The organism is Amycolatopsis plumensis, from assembly GCF_042652605.1.
In the GTDB taxonomy this organism is placed as follows: Bacteria; Actinomycetota; Actinomycetes; order Mycobacteriales; family Pseudonocardiaceae; genus Amycolatopsis; species Amycolatopsis plumensis.
Map to the genome: position 1 here is coordinate 7,864,265 of NZ_JBHSJY010000001.1, position 16,146 is coordinate 7,880,410.

The 16,146-nt window shown below is 72.9% G+C and carries 16 protein-coding genes; 11 read left to right on the top strand and 5 right to left on the bottom strand.

The window, feature by feature from the left end; all coding sequences use genetic code 11:
* The first annotated feature begins 36 nt into the window (after window positions 1-36).
* On the top strand, window positions 37-1,299 hold the full coding sequence (locus tag ACFPLC_RS37925; RefSeq protein WP_378199210.1) for an amidohydrolase family protein: 1,263 nt from the start codon (window positions 37-39) through the stop codon (window positions 1,297-1,299).
* A gap of 51 nt (window positions 1,300-1,350) precedes the next feature.
* On the opposite strand, the gene ACFPLC_RS37930 is transcribed toward ACFPLC_RS37925, so the two are convergent.
* Together ACFPLC_RS37930 and ACFPLC_RS37935 are read right to left on the bottom strand one after the other, a co-directional pair.
* Entirely contained in the window at window positions 1,351-3,312 is a 1,962-nt protein-coding gene (locus ACFPLC_RS37930) for a hypothetical protein (RefSeq protein WP_378199213.1), read from the bottom strand.
* A complete protein-coding gene (locus ACFPLC_RS37935) occupies window positions 3,309-4,706 on the bottom strand; it encodes an ATP-binding protein (protein WP_378199216.1) in 1,398 nt (465 codons plus the stop codon). Before ACFPLC_RS37935 ends, ACFPLC_RS37930 begins: the two co-directional genes overlap by 4 nt.
* A 100-nt stretch (window positions 4,707-4,806) precedes the next feature.
* Here ACFPLC_RS37935 and ACFPLC_RS37940 point away from each other — a divergent pair, with 100 nt between their 5' ends.
* Window positions 4,807-5,604 carry a hypothetical protein gene (locus tag ACFPLC_RS37940; protein WP_378199219.1) on the top strand — a complete coding sequence of 266 codons (798 nt, stop codon included), beginning with the start codon at window positions 4,807-4,809 and terminating at the stop codon, window positions 5,602-5,604.
* A gap of 123 nt (window positions 5,605-5,727) precedes the next feature.
* Here the strand turns inward: ACFPLC_RS37940 and ACFPLC_RS37945 are convergent, their stop codons facing one another.
* A complete protein-coding gene (locus ACFPLC_RS37945) occupies window positions 5,728-6,771 on the bottom strand; it encodes a ferrochelatase (RefSeq protein WP_378199222.1) in 1,044 nt (347 codons plus the stop codon).
* Window positions 6,772-6,858: 87 nt separating this feature from the next.
* Here ACFPLC_RS37945 and ACFPLC_RS37950 point away from each other — a divergent pair, with 87 nt between their 5' ends.
* Window positions 6,859-7,440, top strand: a complete 582-nt coding sequence (locus ACFPLC_RS37950; RefSeq protein ID WP_378199224.1) for a TetR/AcrR family transcriptional regulator — start codon at window positions 6,859-6,861, stop codon at window positions 7,438-7,440.
* 68 nt (window positions 7,441-7,508) lie between these two features.
* Window positions 7,509-8,669 (top strand): Cmx/CmrA family chloramphenicol efflux MFS transporter, encoded by a 1,161-nt coding sequence (locus ACFPLC_RS37955; protein WP_378199227.1) that lies wholly within the window; start codon window positions 7,509-7,511, stop codon window positions 8,667-8,669.
* 3 nt (window positions 8,670-8,672) lie between these two features.
* Here ACFPLC_RS37955 and fabI read toward each other — a convergent pair whose 3' ends face one another.
* Both fabI and fabG read right to left on the bottom strand, forming a co-directional pair.
* On the bottom strand, window positions 8,673-9,440 hold the full coding sequence (gene fabI, locus ACFPLC_RS37960) for an enoyl-ACP reductase FabI (protein WP_378199230.1): 768 nt from the start codon (window positions 9,438-9,440) through the stop codon (window positions 8,673-8,675).
* A 35-nt stretch (window positions 9,441-9,475) separates the two neighbouring features.
* Entirely contained in the window at window positions 9,476-10,180 is a 705-nt protein-coding gene (gene fabG, locus ACFPLC_RS37965) for a beta-ketoacyl-ACP reductase (protein WP_191306235.1), read from the bottom strand.
* Between the two features lie 180 nt (window positions 10,181-10,360).
* On the opposite strand from fabG, the gene ACFPLC_RS37970 reads away from it, so the two are divergent.
* Genes ACFPLC_RS37970 through ACFPLC_RS38000 form a run of 7 tightly spaced genes read left to right on the top strand, consistent with a single transcriptional unit; the run spans window position 10,361 to window position 16,123 of the window.
* Window positions 10,361-11,671, top strand: coding sequence for an MFS transporter (locus ACFPLC_RS37970; protein ID WP_378199233.1), 1,311 nt, complete (start codon window positions 10,361-10,363; stop codon window positions 11,669-11,671).
* Window positions 11,672-11,678: 7 nt separating this feature from the next.
* On the top strand, window positions 11,679-12,347 hold the full coding sequence (locus ACFPLC_RS37975; protein WP_378199236.1) for a response regulator transcription factor: 669 nt from the start codon (window positions 11,679-11,681) through the stop codon (window positions 12,345-12,347).
* 4 nt (window positions 12,348-12,351) lie between these two features.
* Complete coding sequence (locus ACFPLC_RS37980) at window positions 12,352-13,746, top strand: sensor histidine kinase (protein WP_378199239.1); 1,395 nt, start codon at window positions 12,352-12,354, stop codon at window positions 13,744-13,746.
* Window positions 13,743-14,687, top strand: coding sequence for a TAXI family TRAP transporter solute-binding subunit (locus ACFPLC_RS37985; protein WP_378199242.1), 945 nt, complete (start codon window positions 13,743-13,745; stop codon window positions 14,685-14,687). The genes ACFPLC_RS37980 and ACFPLC_RS37985 overlap by 4 nt, the downstream gene beginning before the upstream one ends.
* Window positions 14,688-14,701: 14 nt before the next feature.
* Window positions 14,702-15,124 carry an acyl-CoA thioesterase gene (locus ACFPLC_RS37990; protein ID WP_378199245.1) on the top strand — a complete coding sequence of 141 codons (423 nt, stop codon included), beginning with the start codon at window positions 14,702-14,704 and terminating at the stop codon, window positions 15,122-15,124.
* A 4-nt stretch (window positions 15,125-15,128) separates the two neighbouring features.
* Window positions 15,129-15,590 carry a tRNA (cytidine(34)-2'-O)-methyltransferase gene (locus ACFPLC_RS37995; protein WP_378199248.1) on the top strand — a complete coding sequence of 154 codons (462 nt, stop codon included), beginning with the start codon at window positions 15,129-15,131 and terminating at the stop codon, window positions 15,588-15,590.
* A 23-nt stretch (window positions 15,591-15,613) separates the two neighbouring features.
* Window positions 15,614-16,123 (top strand): hypothetical protein, encoded by a 510-nt coding sequence (locus tag ACFPLC_RS38000; RefSeq protein ID WP_378199250.1) that lies wholly within the window; start codon window positions 15,614-15,616, stop codon window positions 16,121-16,123.
* Window positions 16,124-16,146: the final 23 nt, after the last annotated feature.

A 16,146-nucleotide genomic window follows, 5' to 3' on the forward strand; every position in this document is an offset into this window, starting at 1 on the left:
GACCTTCACACGATGTCAACTTTTACCGTGACGCTCGTGACCACGACCATCACCGGCGCGCGCCTCTTCGACGGCGAGCGCCTCACCGCCCTGACCGCTGTCCGGATGGAGGGCGGCCGCATCACCGCGATCGGGGACGCCACCCTGCTCCGGCCGGGCGACGAGCACGTCGACGCCCGCGGCGGCACCCTGCTGCCCGGGCTGATCGACGCCCACGTGCACCTGCTGCCCGGCGCGCCCCGGCAGGCGCTCACGTTCGGCGTCACCACCGTGCTCGACATGTTCAGCAAGCCGGACACGGTCGCCGAGGCCCTGGCCGCCGGACCGGGTGCCGCCGATGTGCGGTCTTCGAGCATCGGGGCCACGGCGCCGGGCGGGCACCCGAGCCTGATGTACGCCCCGTTTCCGACCGTGACGGGCCCGCGGGACGCCGAGCGGTTCGTCGCCGACCGGATCGCCGAAGGGGCGGCGCACCTCAAGGTCCTCTACGACGACGGCAGGGGTGGCCCGATGCCGATGCCGTCGCTGGACGTGCCGACGATCGCCGCGCTGACCGAGGCCGCGCACGCGGCCGGCCTGGTGGTGGCCGCGCACGTGTCGACCGCCCGCGCGGCCGTGGACCTGCTGCCCACCGGCGTGGACGTGCTGGCCCACGTGCCGTTCGACGCGCTGTCCGCGCACCAGGTGGCCGCGATCGCCGCGGCCGGGGTCGCGGTGATCGCAACGCTGTCGATCGCCGACGGCTTTCCCGGTGGCTCGCTGCTCGACGAGCCCGCGCTCGTCTCCCGGCTGGGGCCGGCGTGGTGCGCGGTCCTCGAACGGCAGGCGCAGCGGTGGCTGCCACCACAGCTGCCGGACTTCGCCGCCGCGCGCGACAACGCGCGGCGGCTGCACGAGGCCGGCGTGCCGGTCCTGGCCGGAACGGACGCGCCCAACCCGGGCACGGTCCACGGCGCGAGCCTGCACCGCGAGCTGGGCCACCTGGTGGCGGCCGGGTTCTCGCCGTCCGCGGCACTCACCGCGGCGACGGCCCGGCCCGCCGACGTGTTCGGGCTGGCCGACCGCGGCCGAATCCGGCCGGGCCTGCGCGCGGACCTCGTGCTGGTCGCGGGACGCCCCGACGAGGACATCACCGCGACCCGGCAGGTCTCGGCCGTCTGGAAGCAGGGGGTCCGGGCGGACTTGGCGGGTTACGTCGGCTCGGCCGACGAGCAGGCGGGACTCGCCGCGTTGCGGGCGCAGACGGAGAAGGTGATCGCCGCCGTCCGCGCCCGGCTCGGAGGGCCCACCGTGTCGTGAGTGGTAAGGCGGGTTAGAACCCGCCTTACCACTCACGAGCGGGTGCGGCGGCTATCGGCGGGTGCGCAGGTAGTCGCCCACCACCGCCGCGCCGAGGCCGTCCAGGTCCGGGGCGACCACCCGGCCACCCGACCGGCGCGCGATCAGGTCCACGAACGACGTCAGCCGCGGGTCGTCGCCGAGGCGGAACACCGAGATCGACGCGCCCAGCTTGGCCAGCCGGTCCACTTCGGACAGTGTCTTGTGGAGGGTCCGCGGCTGGGGCGGGTAGTCGAAGACCGCCTCGCCGTCGGGTTCCAGGTGGGCCGTCGGCTCGCCGTCGGTGACCATCAGGACCACCGGCTGGGCGTCCGGGTGCCGCCGCAGGTGCTGCCCGGCGAGCAGCAGCCCGTGGTGGGCGTTGGTGCCCTGCTCCCAGGCCCCCTCCAGGCCGACCAGCTCCGGCAGTTCCATCGACTGCGCGTAGCGGCCGAAGGTGATCAGCTGCAGGGCGTCGTTGCGGAAGCGGGTGCTGATCAGCTGGTGCAGCGCGAGCGCCGTGCGTTTCATCGGCAACCAGCGCCCTTCCGACACCATCGACCACGACGTGTCGACCAGCAGCGCCACCGCCGCGCGGGACCGGTGCTCGGTCTCGACCACTTCGACGTCCTCGACGTCGAGGCGCACCTGCCGCTCCCCCACCGACACCGACCGGAGCACCGCGTTGCGGATGGTCCGCGGCACGTCCCAGGGCTGCATGTCCCCGAACCGCCACGGCCGCGACGCGCCGGTGGGCTCGCCGGCCGCGCCCGCCGACTCGGTCTCGCGTTCGCCGGTCTTGCCGCGCAACGCGTTCACGATGTCGGACAGCACCGTCTCGCCGAGGCGCCGCAACGCCTTGGGGGACAACCGGAGCGAGCCGTCGGCGGCCCGCTCGAACAGGCCCTGGCGGCGCAGCTCGCGCTCCAGTTCGGCCAGCCGGCGGGCGTCGACGCCGGCGTCCCTGCCGAGCTGGCGCTCCAGCGCCTCCAGATCGATGTCCTCCAGCCGCGCGCCCGGGTAGGACTGGCCGAGCTGTTCGGCCAGCGCGTCCAGCTCCGCGAGGTCCTGCATGGCCTGGGCGCCTTCGCCCATGCCCAGCGGGTTGTTGCCGCGGAAGCGCGCTGACCCGGTCCAGTCCTCGCCCGGCCGCGCCGCCTGCAGCTGACTGTCCAACCGGGACAGTTGCTGGGCCAGGCGCGGGTCGCCGAAGGCCTGCTGGGTCAGCTCGGCGAGTTCGGCGCGCTGTTCCGCCGACATCGAGTTCAGCATGCGCTGGGCGGCCGCCGACCGCTCGGCCAGCGCATCGATCAGCTCTTCGACGGTGCGCGGGTTCTCCGGGAAGAACTCGCCGTGCTTGCCCATGAAGTCTTCGAAGCGCTGCTGGATGTCTTCGGCGCCGCGGGCGTGCGCTTCGAGGAGGTCGTTGAGGTCGCCCAGCATCTCGTTGATCCGCTCGACGTCCTCGGGCCCGGCGTTCTGCAGCGCCTGCTTCATGCCCTGGAACCGGGACTCCATCAGCTCCTGGCCGAGCAGGTCCCGGATCTGCTGGTAGTTCTCCCGGCCCTGTTCGGAGCGCCAGTCGTAGTTCGCGAGCTCGTTGACGGCCGCGGCCGTGCCCGGCGGCAGCGCGTCGAGCTGGGCTTCCCGGAAGCGGGCGTCGTCGTCCGGGTCCGGGAACAGCTCGCGGCGCTCGGCGTCGAGGGCCTCCTGCAGCAGGCGCTGGACCTCCTGGAGGGTGCCGTCGAGGTTGTTGCGCCGCTGGATCTGCGACCGGCGCTGCCACAGGCGCCGGGTCAGCTCGTCGAGACCCGCGGTGCGGTTCGTGCCGCGCCGCAGCATCTCCTCCAGCGCGGCCCGCGGCGAGGCGCCGGCCATCACGTCCTGGCCGATCTCCTCGAGCGCGTCACGCAGGTCGGCCGGCGGCGCGAGGGGGTCCGGCCCGTCGTGCCACGGGCCGTAGGAGTAGCCGTCGGGAAGCGGGACCGCGGTCATCGGCCGTAGACGGTCGTCGCGTCGTCGGAGTCCTTCGCGAGCCTTCGCGACAGGAACAGCATCTCGAGGGCGAGTTCGACGGCGGCCGCGATCCGCCCGGCGGGCTCGTCGGCGGCGACGCCGGCGCGCTGGGCGACCTCGTGCAGCACCGGCAGTTCCGGCAGGGCTTCGAGGACGTCCTTGCCCGGCACGCGCTCGCCGGTGGCCACCAGGTGGCCCTCGCCGACCGCGTCGGCCAGCGGCCGCAGGTCGAGACCGGCGAACCGGTCGCGTGCGGTCTCCGCGATCGCCATCCGCAGCAGGTGCACGAGGTGCTCGATCTCGCGGCCCTCTTCACCGGGCTCGAACTCGATCTTGCCGCGCAGCACCGACGGCACGGCGTCGAGGTCGACCGGGCGCGCCACGGCGGGCTCCTCCCCGGTCAGCGCCGAACGCCGCAGGGCCGCGGCCGCCACGGTTTCCGCCGCGGCGACGGCGAACCGCGCCGACACGCCGGAGCGCTGGTCGATCACCGTGGATTCCCGGAGGTTCCGGACGAACCGGGCGAGCACCTCCAGCAGCGGCTCGCCGACTTCGGCGACGAGGTTGGCCTCCTGCTTGACGACGGCGACCTCGGCCTCGACGTCCAGGGGATAGTGCGTGCGGATCTCGGCGCCGAAGCGGTCCTTCAGCGGGGTGATGATCCGGCCGCGGTTGGTGTAGTCCTCGGGGTTCGCGGTGGCGACGAGCAGGACGTCCAGTGGCAGCCGCAGCGTGTAGCCGCGGACCTGGATGTCCCGCTCCTCCATCACGTTGAGCAGCGCGACCTGGATGCGCTCGGCAAGGTCGGGCAGCTCGTTGATGGCGACGATGCCGCGGTGGGCACGCGGGACCAGCCCGAAGTGGATGGTCTCGGGGTCGCCGAGGCTGCGGCCTTCGGCCACCTTCACCGGGTCGACGTCGCCGATCAGGTCGCCGACGGAGGTGTCCGGCGTGGCGAGCTTTTCGGTGTAGCGCTCGGAGCGGTGGCGCCAGGCCACCGGCAGGTCGTCGCCGAGTTCGGCGGCGCGGCGGATCGACGCGGGCGTGATCGGCTGCAGCGGGTGTTCGCCCAGCTCGGAGCCCTCGATGACGGGCGTCCATTCGTCGAGCAGGCCGGCCAGGGTGCGCAGCAGGCGGGTCTTGCCCTGGCCGCGTTCGCCGAGCAGCACGACGTCGTGGCCGGCCAGCAGCGCGCGTTCGAGCTGCGGCAGCACGGTGCGGGAGAACCCGACGATGCCGGGCCAGGCGTCCTCGCCGTTCTTGAGGGCGGTCAGCAGGTTGTCGTGGATCTCTCGGGCGATCGGGCGCGGCTCGTACCCGGCCGCGCGCAGGGCCCCGGCGGTGCGGGGAAGAGCGTCTGGAACAGCGTTCACCTCCTCGACGCTACTGCCGGATCGGCGGTGCGTCGATGTGGAGCGGCTCCAGCGTGGGCGCGCTGCTGCGTTGCCCGCCGGACCGGTAAAATAGGGCGTCGTGTGCCGTCCCAGTGCGACTTTCGCCGTCTGGTCGAGCGCGTGGCTCAACGGGGCCGCCGCGTCCGACGATGTCCTCGATGCCCTGCTCGCGTGGGGTGAGGCCCACGACGTCGTGGCCGCCGACGCGGCCGCGGCCGAGGCGTTCGCGCTGCCGCTGGCGTTCAACCGGGCGGCCACCCCGGTCCAGCTGCTGATGGCGCTGCGTTCGCAAGGAGCGAAATCCCTCCAGCTGGTTCTCCCGGTTCCCGGCGACGTCCGCGGCCTCGGCGGCGGTGGTCCGTTCACCGAGGCGGCGTTGCGCGCGGGTGACGCCCTGGTGCTCCCCGAGCTCGGCTTCGGTCTGGTGCCGGAGCCGATCGCCGAAGGCCTGGTGCGCTGGACGGTCTACTCGCTGACGTCGCCGACGGCGCCGGAGTACGTGGCGCTCGGCGAGGCCGAGCACGGGCTGACCGACGCGATCCGGGCCAGCGCGGGGGCGTTGCAGACCCTGGACGTGGCCTCGGACCGGCCGGGTGTGCGCGCGGAGCTGTCGGCCCACCTGCGGTCGCGGCCGGACGTCGACTGGCCGGCCGGGACACCGGGGCGCGCGTTGCGGGTGCTGCAGCGAGCCGAGGAGATCGCGGCGATCCTGGCCATCGCGTCCTCGGACGACCCGGGCGGAGCGTTGTCGGCGTCGGCTTCGACGTTGCGCGCCCAGGCGCTGCGGCCGCTGTCGGACGCGGTCCGGACGGCCCGCTGCGCGGCGGTGAACGAGGCGGTGCGGGTGTTCGCGGAGCAGACGGCCCGCGAAGGCTGAGCTCCCGCAGCACCAACCCCGGCCCGGTGCTCTGCCGCGGCTCTCGTGAGTGAGAAACAGGGTTAGAACACTGTTTCTCACTCACGAGCCTGCTGCGGGAGGGGGCGGGGCGTGGGTGATGGGTCAGCGGTTGGGGCGCTTCGCCGGTTCGCAGCAGCCGATCGCGCACGGCGCCCCGTTGAGCGTGCAGCCCGCCGCCGGGAACGGGGACAGCTTGCGCGGCTCGACGCCGTGCGTGTGCTCGCGGATCAGCTCCACCACCAGCTCAGCGAACCGCGGGTCGCTGCCCGCGGTCGCCGCGCGGGCGAACTTCATCCCGTGCTCGGCCGCGCGGTCCGCCGCCTCGTTGTCCAGGTCCCAGATCACCTCGAGGTGATCGGACACGAACCCGATCGGCGAGACGACCACGCCCGGCACCCCCGCCTCGTGCAGCGCGTCGATGTGGTCGACGATGTCCGGCTCCAGCCACGGCACCTGCGGGGGCCCGGACCGGGACTGCCACACCACGTCGTAGGAGCCGATGCCCGCCTCGGCCGCCACCAGGCGAGCCGCCTCGGCGATCTGGCGCGAGTAGCGGCGGCCGCCCTCCGCGGGCGGGCCGGAGGCGCGATCGGCGCTGTCCGGCACCGAGTGCGCCGTGAACACGGTGCGGATCCCCGGCTCGTCGCCCAGCGACGCGTGGGCCGCGCGCACGCCGTCGGCGACCGCCGAGACGAACAGCGGGTGGTCGAAGAACTGGCGGATCTTCACCAGTTCGGGGGCGCCGGCCCCGACGGACGCGCGGGCGCGCTCGATGTCCTCGTCGTACTGGCGGCACGCCGAGTAGCCGCCGTACGCGCTCGTGGGGAACACCAGCACCCGCTTCGCGCCTTCCGCCGTCAGGGAAGCGAGGGTCTCTTCGACCATCGGGTGCCAGTTGCGGTTGCCGAAGTGCACCGGCAGGTCCATGCCGGCCGCCGCGAGCTGCTTCCCGACGGCGGCCATCGCGTCGCGGTTCAGCTTGTTGATCGGCGAAACCCCGCCGAAGTGCTGGTAGTGCTCGGCGACCTCCAGCAGCCGCTCGCGCGGCACCCCGCGGCCCCTGGTCACGTTCTCGAGGAACGGCATGACGTCGTCGGGCCCTTCCGGACCGCCGAACGAGAGCCACAGCAACGCGTCGTATCCCACCCCGTCATCTTGCCGATGTGGCGGCCCGCACGCCGACTCGGGCCCATTATGAATCGATCAGTCTAAAACTCTGGTACAGTCTCCCCCATGGCCAGGCCACGGGAGTTCGACGAGACCGCCGCCGTCGAGAAGGCGATGCACGCCTTCTGGGAACGCGGCTACGAAGCGACGTCGACCCAGGACCTGTGCGACGCCACCGGACTCGGCCGCAGCAGCGTCTACAACACCTTCACCAGCAAGCGAGCGCTCTTCGGGCGCTCGCTGGCGCACTACACCAGCACCCAGCTCGACAAGCGCCAGGCGATCCTCGACGGGCCGGGCACCGCGGCCGAGCGGCTCGACGCGGTCCTGCGCGGCGCCATCGAAGACGACCTCGAAGAGCACCGCCGCGGCTGCCTGGTGGTCAACACCCTGGCCGAACTCGGGGTGCCCGACGACGAAGTGGGCGCCGCGCTGCGGGCCGACACCCACCGGAACCTGACCATGTTCGCCGAGTGCGTCCGCGAAGGCGTGCTCGACGGGAGCCTCCGGGACGGCTTGGACCCCGCCGAGGTGGCGGAGTACCTGCTCAGCACCACTTCGGGCCTGCGCGTGATGGCCCGACGCGGTTCGAGCCGCGACAGCATGCACGCGGTCGCCGATCTCGCCCTTTCGGCCCTCACGCGCTGAGCGCCGCAGGACAGGGACCGCCCGCGCCCTGATTTTGGACCGATCGATACACAACAGGAGGAGAACCCATGCCCCTGGCCGTCTTCGTCCTCGGGCTCAGCGTGTTCGCGCTGGGCACGTCCGAGTTCATGATCACCGGCCTGCTCCCCGGCATGGCCGCCGACCTGCACGTGAGCATCCCCGACGCCGGCCTGCTGATCTCGGCGTTCGCCATCGGCATGGTCGTCGGCGCGCCGCTGCTGGCGATCGGGACACTGCGGCTCCCCCGCCGCCGCACGCTGCTGGCCCTGCTCGGCGTGTTCGCCGTCGCGCACGTCGTCGGCGCCCTCGCCGAGGGGTACGCCCTCCTGTTCGCGACCCGCGTGATCGCGGCGTTCGCCTGCGCCGGGTTCTGGGCCGTCGCGCTCGCGACGACGATCGCGCTCGTCCCCGCCGAACGGCGCGGGCGCGGGATGGCGGTGCTGGTCGGCGGCCTGACCGTGGCCAACATCGCCGGGGTGCCCGCCGGCACGTTCCTCGGCCAGCACGCGGGCTGGCGGACGGCGTTCTGGGCGGTGACGGCGGTGACGCTGGTGGCGGTCGCCGGAGTGGCGCTGCTGGTGCCGGAGACGACCGGCGGCCCGCTGAGCCTGCGTGGTGAGCTGCGGCTGTACCGGCGGGGCCGGGTCTGGCTCGCCCTCGGGGTGATCGCCCTGTGCCAGGCCATGATCTTCGCCGCGTTCAGCTACCTGGCGCCGTTGCTGACCGAGACCGACGGCCTGCCCGGCGAGTGGGTGCCGGGAGTGCTCGCGCTGTTCGGCGTCGGCGCGCTGATCGGGATCAGCGCGGGCGGGCGGCTGGCCGACCGGCGGCCGTTCGCCACGCTCTACGGCTGCCTCGCGCTCGCGCTGGCCGCGTTGCTCGTGCTCGCCCTGACCACCGACGCGCTCGTGGCCGTCGCGGCCGTGCTCGTGTTCGGCGTGGCCGCGTTCGGCGCCAACCCGGCGCTGAACCTGCGCGCCTTCCAGGCCGCCGGCGACGCGCCGACGCTGGTCGGGGCCAGCACGACGTCGGCGTTCAACGTCGGCAACACCGCCGGGCCGTGGCTGGGCGGCGTCGCGATCGACGCCGGCTTCGGCTTCCCGAGCGTGGCGTGGACCGGCATCGCCCTCGGCGTGGCCACGCTGGCCGCGCTCACGGTCGCCGCCGTGGTACAGCGCGGCGACGACCGTGAGCTGGTGACCGTGTGAGGCTCAGACGCCGAGGAAGTGCACCCCGCCGTCGACCATGATCATCGAGCCGGTGGTAGCGGGGAGCCAGTCCGAAAGGACCGCGCAGACGCTCTTCGCCACCGGGTCCGGGTCCGTGCTGTCCCAGCCGAGCGGCGCGCGCTCGCCCCAGCCGTCCTCCAGGTCGACGAAGCCCGGGATGGACTTCGCGGCCATGGTCTTCATCGGGCCCGCGCTGACCAGGTTCACCCGGATGCCCTGCGGCCCCAGCTCCTTGGCCAGGTACCGGTTGACCGACTCGAGCCCGGCCTTCGCGACGCCCATCCAGTTGTAGACCGGCCACGCGACCCGCGCGTCGAAGTCCATGCCGACGTAGGACGCGCCCCGGCCGAGCAGCGGCAGGCACGCCTTCGCCAGCGACATGTACGAGTACGTCGAGATCTCGATCGCGGTCTTGACGTCTTCGGCTGGCGCGTCCATGAACGGCGCGCCGAGGCAGGTCTGCGGGGCGAAGCCGATCGAGTGCAGCACGCCGTCGAGGCCGTCGACGTGTTCGCGGACCTTGTCGGCGAGGCCGTCGAGGTGCTCGGAGTTGGTGACGTCCAGCTCGATCACCGGCGCCTCTTCGGGCAGCCGCTTCGCGATGCGCTCGACGAGCGACATCCGGCCGAAGCCGGTGAGCACGACCTTGGCGCCTTCCTGCTGCGCGATCTTGGCCGCGTGAAAGGCGAGCGAAGCGTCGGTGATGATGCCGGTGATCAGCAGGCGCTTGCCTTCGAGCAGTCCGGGCACGGGTCCTCCAAGTGTCGTTCTGGGTGAGGGAAAGATCAGTGGCCGAGGCCGAGGCCGCCGTCGACGGGCAGCACCGCGCCGTTGACGTAGCCGGCTTCCTCCGAGGCCAGGTACCGCACGGCGGCGGCGATCTCCGACGGCTCGGCGTACCGGCCGGAGGGCACCTGCGCGAGGATCTCCTTCTTGCGGTTCTCGGGCAGCTCGTCGGTCATGTCGGTGTGGACGAACCCGGGTGCGACCACGTTCGAGGTGATGTTGCGCGACCCGAGCTCGCGGGCCAGCGACCGGGCGAAGCCGACGAGGCCGGCCTTCGACGCCGCGTAGTTGGCCTGGCCGGCCGAGCCGGAGAGCCCCACGACCGAGGAGATGAAGACGAACCGGCCCCACTTGCCGCGCAGCATGCCGCGCGAGGCGCGCTTGGCGACCCGGTAGGCACCGGTGAGGTTCGCGTCGATCACGCGCTCGAACTGCTCGTCGCTCATCCGCATCAGCAGCGTGTCATCGGTCAGCCCGGCGTTGGACACGAGCACCTCGACCGGCCCCTGGTGCTCCTCGACGAGCTTGAACGCGGCGTCGACCTGCTCGGTGTCGGTGACGTCCGCCTGGACGCCGAACAGGCCGTCGGGCGCGCCCGAACCACGGTGCGTGACGGCGACCCGGTGCCCCTGCTCGGCGAGGTCCCGGGCGATCGCCAGACCGATGCCCCGGTTGCCCCCGGTGACCAGAACCGACCGTCCCACTGTGCTCTCCACTCTTCGTCTGCGCGGCTGACGCGCACGAGGTTATCGGCAGTGCCCGCGGGTCGCGCACCCGCGCCCGGGCTCGCCGCGACCGTCCTAAGCCCGTGTTAGGAACCGCCTCCCGACCTTGCTGGTTACCCGCTGGTTGGTCACCGTGAGTCGCAACACAGGAGGTCGACGATGACAACCCGGCTCACCCCCACCGCCGCGCCCGCGGTCGGCGAAAAGCGCGTGATCGGCAATGTGCTGCGCGGCTCGATCGGCAACTTGGTCGAGTGGTACGACTGGTACGCCTACGCCGCGTTCACCACCTACTTCGCCAAGTCCTTCTTCCCGACGACGGACACGACCGCCGCCTTCCTCGGGTCCGCGGCCGTGTTCGCCGTGGGGTTCCTCATGCGGCCGCTGGGCGGGTGGATGCTCGGCCGGTTCGCCGACCGGTTCGGCCGCCGCAGCGCGCTCGTGCTCTCGGTGACGCTGATGGCGGGCGGCTCGCTGCTCATCGCCGTCACGCCGAACTACCACACGATCGGGATCGCCGCGCCGATCCTGCTGCTGACCGCCCGGCTGATCCAGGGCCTTTCGGTCGGTGGCGAGTACTCCACCTCGGCGACGTACCTGTCCGAAGTGGCCACGCCCGGCAAGCGCGGCTTCTACTCGAGCTTCCAGTACGTGACGCTCTACGGCGGCCAGCTGCTCGCCCTGGGCCTCCAGCTGATCCTGCAGGCCCTGCTCACCGAGCAGCAGCTGACGTCGTGGGGCTGGCGGATCGCGTTCGGCGTCGGCACGGTCGCCGCGCTCACCGTCATGTGGCTGCGGCGCGGAATGGACGAATCGGAGAGCTTCCGGCGCCACGCCGAGGAAGGCAAGGGCGACCGCGGCACCCTGCGCGCGCTCGCGAAGTACCCCAAGGAGATCGCCCTCGTCGTCGGCCTGACCCTCGGCGGCACGGTCGGCTTCTACACCTTCGCCACCTACAGCCAGAAGTTCCTCGAGAACACCGCGCACATCCCGCGGCGGCAGGTCACCATCGTGCTGTTCTGCGCGATCCTCGTCGCCGCGTTCCTGCAGCCGGTGTTCGGGCGCCTGTCCGACCGGATCGGCCGCCGTCCGCTGCTGCTGTTCTTCGGCATCGGCGGCACGCTGCTCACCGTCCCGCTGATGACGGTGATGGGCTCGACCCGCAACCCCGTCGGCGCGTTCTTCCTCGTGCTGGCCGGGCTCGTCATCGTCGCCGGGTACACCTCGATCAACGCCATCGTGAAGGCCGAGCTGTTCCCGACGAAGATCCGCGCCATCGGCGTCGGGCTGCCCTACGCGCTGACCGTGGCGATCTTCGGGGGCACCGCCGAGCTCATCGCGCAGGCGCTGAAGAGCGCCGGGCACGAGCAGGTCTTCTTCTGGTACGTCGCCGGGACCGTCCTGGTCTCCCTGATCGTCTACGGCACAATGCGGGAAACCTCGAAGACCTCCGAGCTCGAAGAGCGCTGACAAGGGGATGGCCGTGCGTGTGCTCCTCGTCGAAGACGACGCCGGTGTCGCCGGCGCGCTCGCCGAGTCGTTGCACGCGCGCGGTCATCCCGTCACCAGCGTCGCCCGCGGGGCCGACGCCCTGCACCACCACCGCACGGCCGACCTCGTCCTGCTGGACCTGCACCTACCCGATCTGGACGGCCTCGACGTGCTGCGCAAGATCCGGGCCGTCTCGCCGGTGCCGGTGATCGTGCTGACCGCCCGCGGCGACGAACGCTCGGTGGTGCGCGGGCTGCGGCTCGGCGCCGACGACTACCTGACGAAGCCGGTCCGGCTGGCCGAGCTGCTGGCCCGGATGGACGCGGTCGTGCGCCGGGCGGTGGCCCGCGCCACCCCGGCCGGGGACGTCGTGCGGATCGAAGACGTCGAGATCGACCTCGGCGCCCGCCGGGTGCTCGTCGCCGGGCACGACGTCGGGCTCACCACCAAGGAGTTCGAGATCCTGGCCGTGCTCGCCGTGCGTCCCGGCACCGCGGTCAGCCGCCAGCAGCTGATGGACGAGGTCTGGGGCGACGCCTACCTCGCGGTGTCGCGCTCGCTCGACGTCCACCTGACCGGGCTGCGCGCCAAGCTGGACCGGCCGGGCCTGCTCACCACCATCCGCGGCTTCGGCTACCGGCTCGGCCGGGACTGACCCCGTGCGCGCCCGCCTGCTGGTGGTCCTGGTCGCTCTCGCCCTCGCGGTGGTCGCCGCGTTCGCCGTGCCGCTGCTGACCGCCACCGCCGAGCAGCGCACCCAGCAGCTGGTCATCTCCCGCACCGCCGACGTCGACCGGTTCGTCGTGCTCGCCCAGCAGGCCGTCGACACCGACGACCCCGCGGCCCTCGCGGCCGACGCGGAACGCTACGCCGAGCTGTACGGCGAAGGCGTCCTCATCGTCGACGCCCGGCGCCTCCCGCTGGTCCAGGCGGGCGGGTTGACCGCGGGCGACCCGGCGGTGCGCGCGCTGGTGGAAGCGACCATGCGCAACGAACCGGCGCCGCGGGTGGACCGGCTCGACCCGTGGTCGGCCGCACCGGCCTACTTCGCCCGCCCGGTCGGCACCGGCACCCGCGTGTCCGGGGTGGTCGTGCTGCGCGCGTCGGTGACGGCGGCGGCCGCGGACGTCGCCACCCGGTGGGGCACCATCGGCGCCGGCGCGGTGCTGGTCGCGATGGTGTTCGTGCTGCTCGCGGTGCTGCTGGCCCGGTGGATGGTGCGACCGCTGCACGAGCTCGAGACCGGGGTGCTGGCCGTGGCAGGCGGGCACCGCGCGCACGTCCCGGAGCGCACCGGGCCGCGCGAGCTGCGGTCACTGGCCGCCGAGGTCAACCGGATGTCCGAGGCCGTGCTCGAAGCCGCCGAGCAGCAGCACCGGCTGGTCGCCGACGCCTCGCACCAGCTCCGCAACCCGATGGCCGCGCTACGCCTGCGCGTCGACGCCCTGGCCGGGCGCATCGACGGCGACGACCGGACCTACCGGGCGACCGTCGCCGAGGTCGAACGCCTGGAGAAGCTCCTCGACGGCCTGCTCGCGCTCGCGCTGGCCGAGAGCACGGCGACCAGGGTCGCGGCCGGCGGGGCCGACGAGGCGTGCGACCTGGCGTCCGTGCTCGCCGAACGCGTCGACGCCTGGCGCCCGGCCGCCGAGGACGCCGGTTCGACGCTGGTCCCGCCGCCGGGGCACGACCGGCCGGTGACCGTGCGCTGCCCGGAAGGCGAGCTCGCGCAGATCCTCGACGTGCTGCTGGACAACGCCGTCCACTACGCCGGCCGCGGCGCGAAAATCACGACCGACTGGGAAAGCGGCGCGTCGACGGCCACGCTCGTGGTCGCCGACGACGGGCCGGGACTGTCCGAAGAGGACAGGACGCGGGCGACCGAACGGTTCTGGCGCGCGGGTGGCGAAGGCGCCCCGCGCGGCACCGGGCTCGGCCTGGCCATCGCGCAGCAGCAGGTGCGCACCCGCGGCGGCGTCCTGGACCTGCGGCAGGCGGACCCGCACGGCCTCGAAGTCCGCGTCACGCTGCCGCTGCGGGAGGTGCCGGAATGACGCTCACCCGCCGCACGGCCCTGCTCGGCGGCCTCGGCCTCGCGGTGGCCGGGTGCTCGACGGCGGGCTACCGCGGCCCGGAACGCCCGCTCACCATCGCGGCCGGCGAGCGCGGCGGGTTCTACCTGGCCTTCGCCAAGCTCCTCGCCGCCGAGCTGAACCGCGCGGAACCGCTGCTGCACGCCACCGCCCTGCCGACCGAGGCGAGCGTGGCCAACGTCGGCCTGGTGCAGCGGGGCCAGGCCGACCTGGGGCTGGTGCTCGCCGACATCGCCCAGACCGCGCTCGCCGGCGGCCCTCCGTTCGCCGGGAAGGTCCCGCTGTTCGCGCTCGGCCGCGTCTACGAGAACTACCTGCAGCTCGTCGTGCGGGCGGACGGGCCGGTGCGCCGGCTCGCCGACCTCGCCGGGCGGCCGGTATCCCTGGGCGCGAGCGGCTCCGGAGCGGCACAGCTGGGCGAGCGCCTGTTCGCCAAGGCGGGAGTCGCGGTGGACGCCCGGCACCTGCCGTTCGAAGACGCGGTCCAAGCGCTTGCACACCGCCGCGTCGACGCCATGCTGTGGTCCGGCGGCGTCCCCACGCCGAGGCTGGCCGAGCTCACCCTCACGACCCCGATCGCGCTGCTTCCCCTGGATTCGGTGGTGCCCGCCCTGCGCGCGGCGTACGGCCCGGTCTACGACCAGGTCCACGTCCCCGACGGCGCGTACCGCGGGGTGGGCGCGCTGAGCACGATCGGCGTGGCCAACCTGCTGGTGTGCGCGCCGTCCCTGCCCGACGACGTCGCCGCGGCGGTGGTCCGGCTGCTCGTCGAACGCGCCACGGCGCTGGTGCCCGCCGAAGCCGTCGGAACGCAGTTCCTCGACGTCCGGCCGCTGATCGGCACCCAGCCGGTGCCCCTGCAGCCGGGCGCGGCGGCCGCTTATCGGGCCCTCCACGGCTGAACTAGATTGACCGGGTGACCGCACCTCGCCGCCCGATCGCCGAGATGCCGCTGCGCGTGCGCTACCACGAGTGCGACGGCCAGGGCATCGTCTTCAACGCCCACTACCTGGCCTATGTGGACATGTGCTCCTTCGAGGCGGAGAAGGCGCTGTTCGGCTCGCACGACGCGTTCCTCGCCCACGGCGCCGACGTCGTGGTCGCCGAAGCCAACCTCAAGTTCCGCTCCCCCGCCCGCTACGACGACGACCTGGTCGTCTCGCAGTACCTGAACCACCTCGGCACGACATCGTTGATCTTCGACTTCGAAATCCACCGCGGCGAGACCCTGATCGCCGCGGCGACCATCCGGTACGTGTTCATCGACCCGGCCACGCTGCGCCCGCAAGCGCCGCCGGAAGCCGTCCGCAAGGTCTACGCGACCCTGCTCGGGGACTGAGCCCGTGTTCCGCGTTCTCTTCTACCACCCCGAAATCCCGCCCAACACCGGCAACGCGATCCGGCTGGCCGCCAACACCGGCTGCGAACTCCACCTCGTCGAACCGCTCGGGTTCACCCTGGAGGACAAGCAGCTGCGCCGGGCCGGGCTCGACTACCACGACCTGGCCCGCGTCCACGTCCACGCCGCCCTCGAGGCGGCCTGGGAAGTGCTGCTGCCCTCGAAGGTCTACGCGTTCACCGCGTCGGCGACCCGGCTGTACACCGACGTTTCCTACGCCCCGGGCGACGTGCTGATGTTCGGGCCGGAGTCCGTCGGCCTGCCCGCCGAGGTCCAGGAGGCACCCGAGGTCACCGAGCGCGTGCGCCTCCCGATGCGGCCGTCGAACCGGTCGCTCAACCTCGCCAACACCGCGGCGATCACGGTCTACGAAGCCTGGCGCCAGAACGGCTTCGCGGGAGCATGATCGGCCTCCGGTAGGTTCGCCGGATGCGACAGCAGTTCCTGGGGGCGCTCATCGGCGCCGCGTTCGGCACCGTCTTCGTCCTGGTCAACTCCGGTGACCCGCTCCCCGCCGCGCTCGGCTGGGTCCTGCGCGCCCTCGCCGTGCTCGCCCTGGCCGCCGTGGTGGTCCTCGGCGTCCGCGCGGGCGGACGGCCGACCCTGGAGGGCCGGCCGATGTTCGGCCCGAGCTACCGGTTCATCGTGCTCGGCGAGGTGGTCCTGCTGATCGCCGGCTTCTTCGTGCTGCGGCTGCTGGACGCGCCGGTCCAGGCCAACGTCGCCTGGATCGCGACCGTCGTCGGCCTGCACTTCGCCGCGCTCGCGTCGGCGTGGAAGACCCGGTCGATCCTGGTGGTCGGCGTGGTGCTGACCGCACTCGGCGTTGTCGGCCTCGCCCTGCTCGGCACCGCCGCGGAGTGGGTGCCGTTCCTCAGCGGCGTGCTGTCGGGGGTGACCCTGCTCGGCGGCAGCTTCTACGGCGTCCGCCGAGCCTGACCGCGGGCGTCACTTTCGTAGGG

Coding starts and splice junctions, on each gene's coding strand:
- ACFPLC_RS37930 (WP_378199213.1), bottom strand. CDS start 3,312: ATGACCGCGGTCCCGCTTCCCGACGGCTACTCCTACGGCCCGTGGCAC.
- ACFPLC_RS37950 (WP_378199224.1), top strand. CDS start 6,859: ATGGCCAGGCCACGGGAGTTCGACGAGACCGCCGCCGTCGAGAAGGCG.
- ACFPLC_RS37955 (WP_378199227.1), top strand. CDS start 7,509: ATGCCCCTGGCCGTCTTCGTCCTCGGGCTCAGCGTGTTCGCGCTGGGC.
- ACFPLC_RS37970 (WP_378199233.1), top strand. CDS start 10,361: ATGACAACCCGGCTCACCCCCACCGCCGCGCCCGCGGTCGGCGAAAAG.
- ACFPLC_RS37975 (WP_378199236.1), top strand. CDS start 11,679: ATGGCCGTGCGTGTGCTCCTCGTCGAAGACGACGCCGGTGTCGCCGGC.
- ACFPLC_RS37985 (WP_378199242.1), top strand. CDS start 13,743: ATGACGCTCACCCGCCGCACGGCCCTGCTCGGCGGCCTCGGCCTCGCG.
- ACFPLC_RS38000 (WP_378199250.1), top strand. CDS start 15,614: ATGCGACAGCAGTTCCTGGGGGCGCTCATCGGCGCCGCGTTCGGCACC.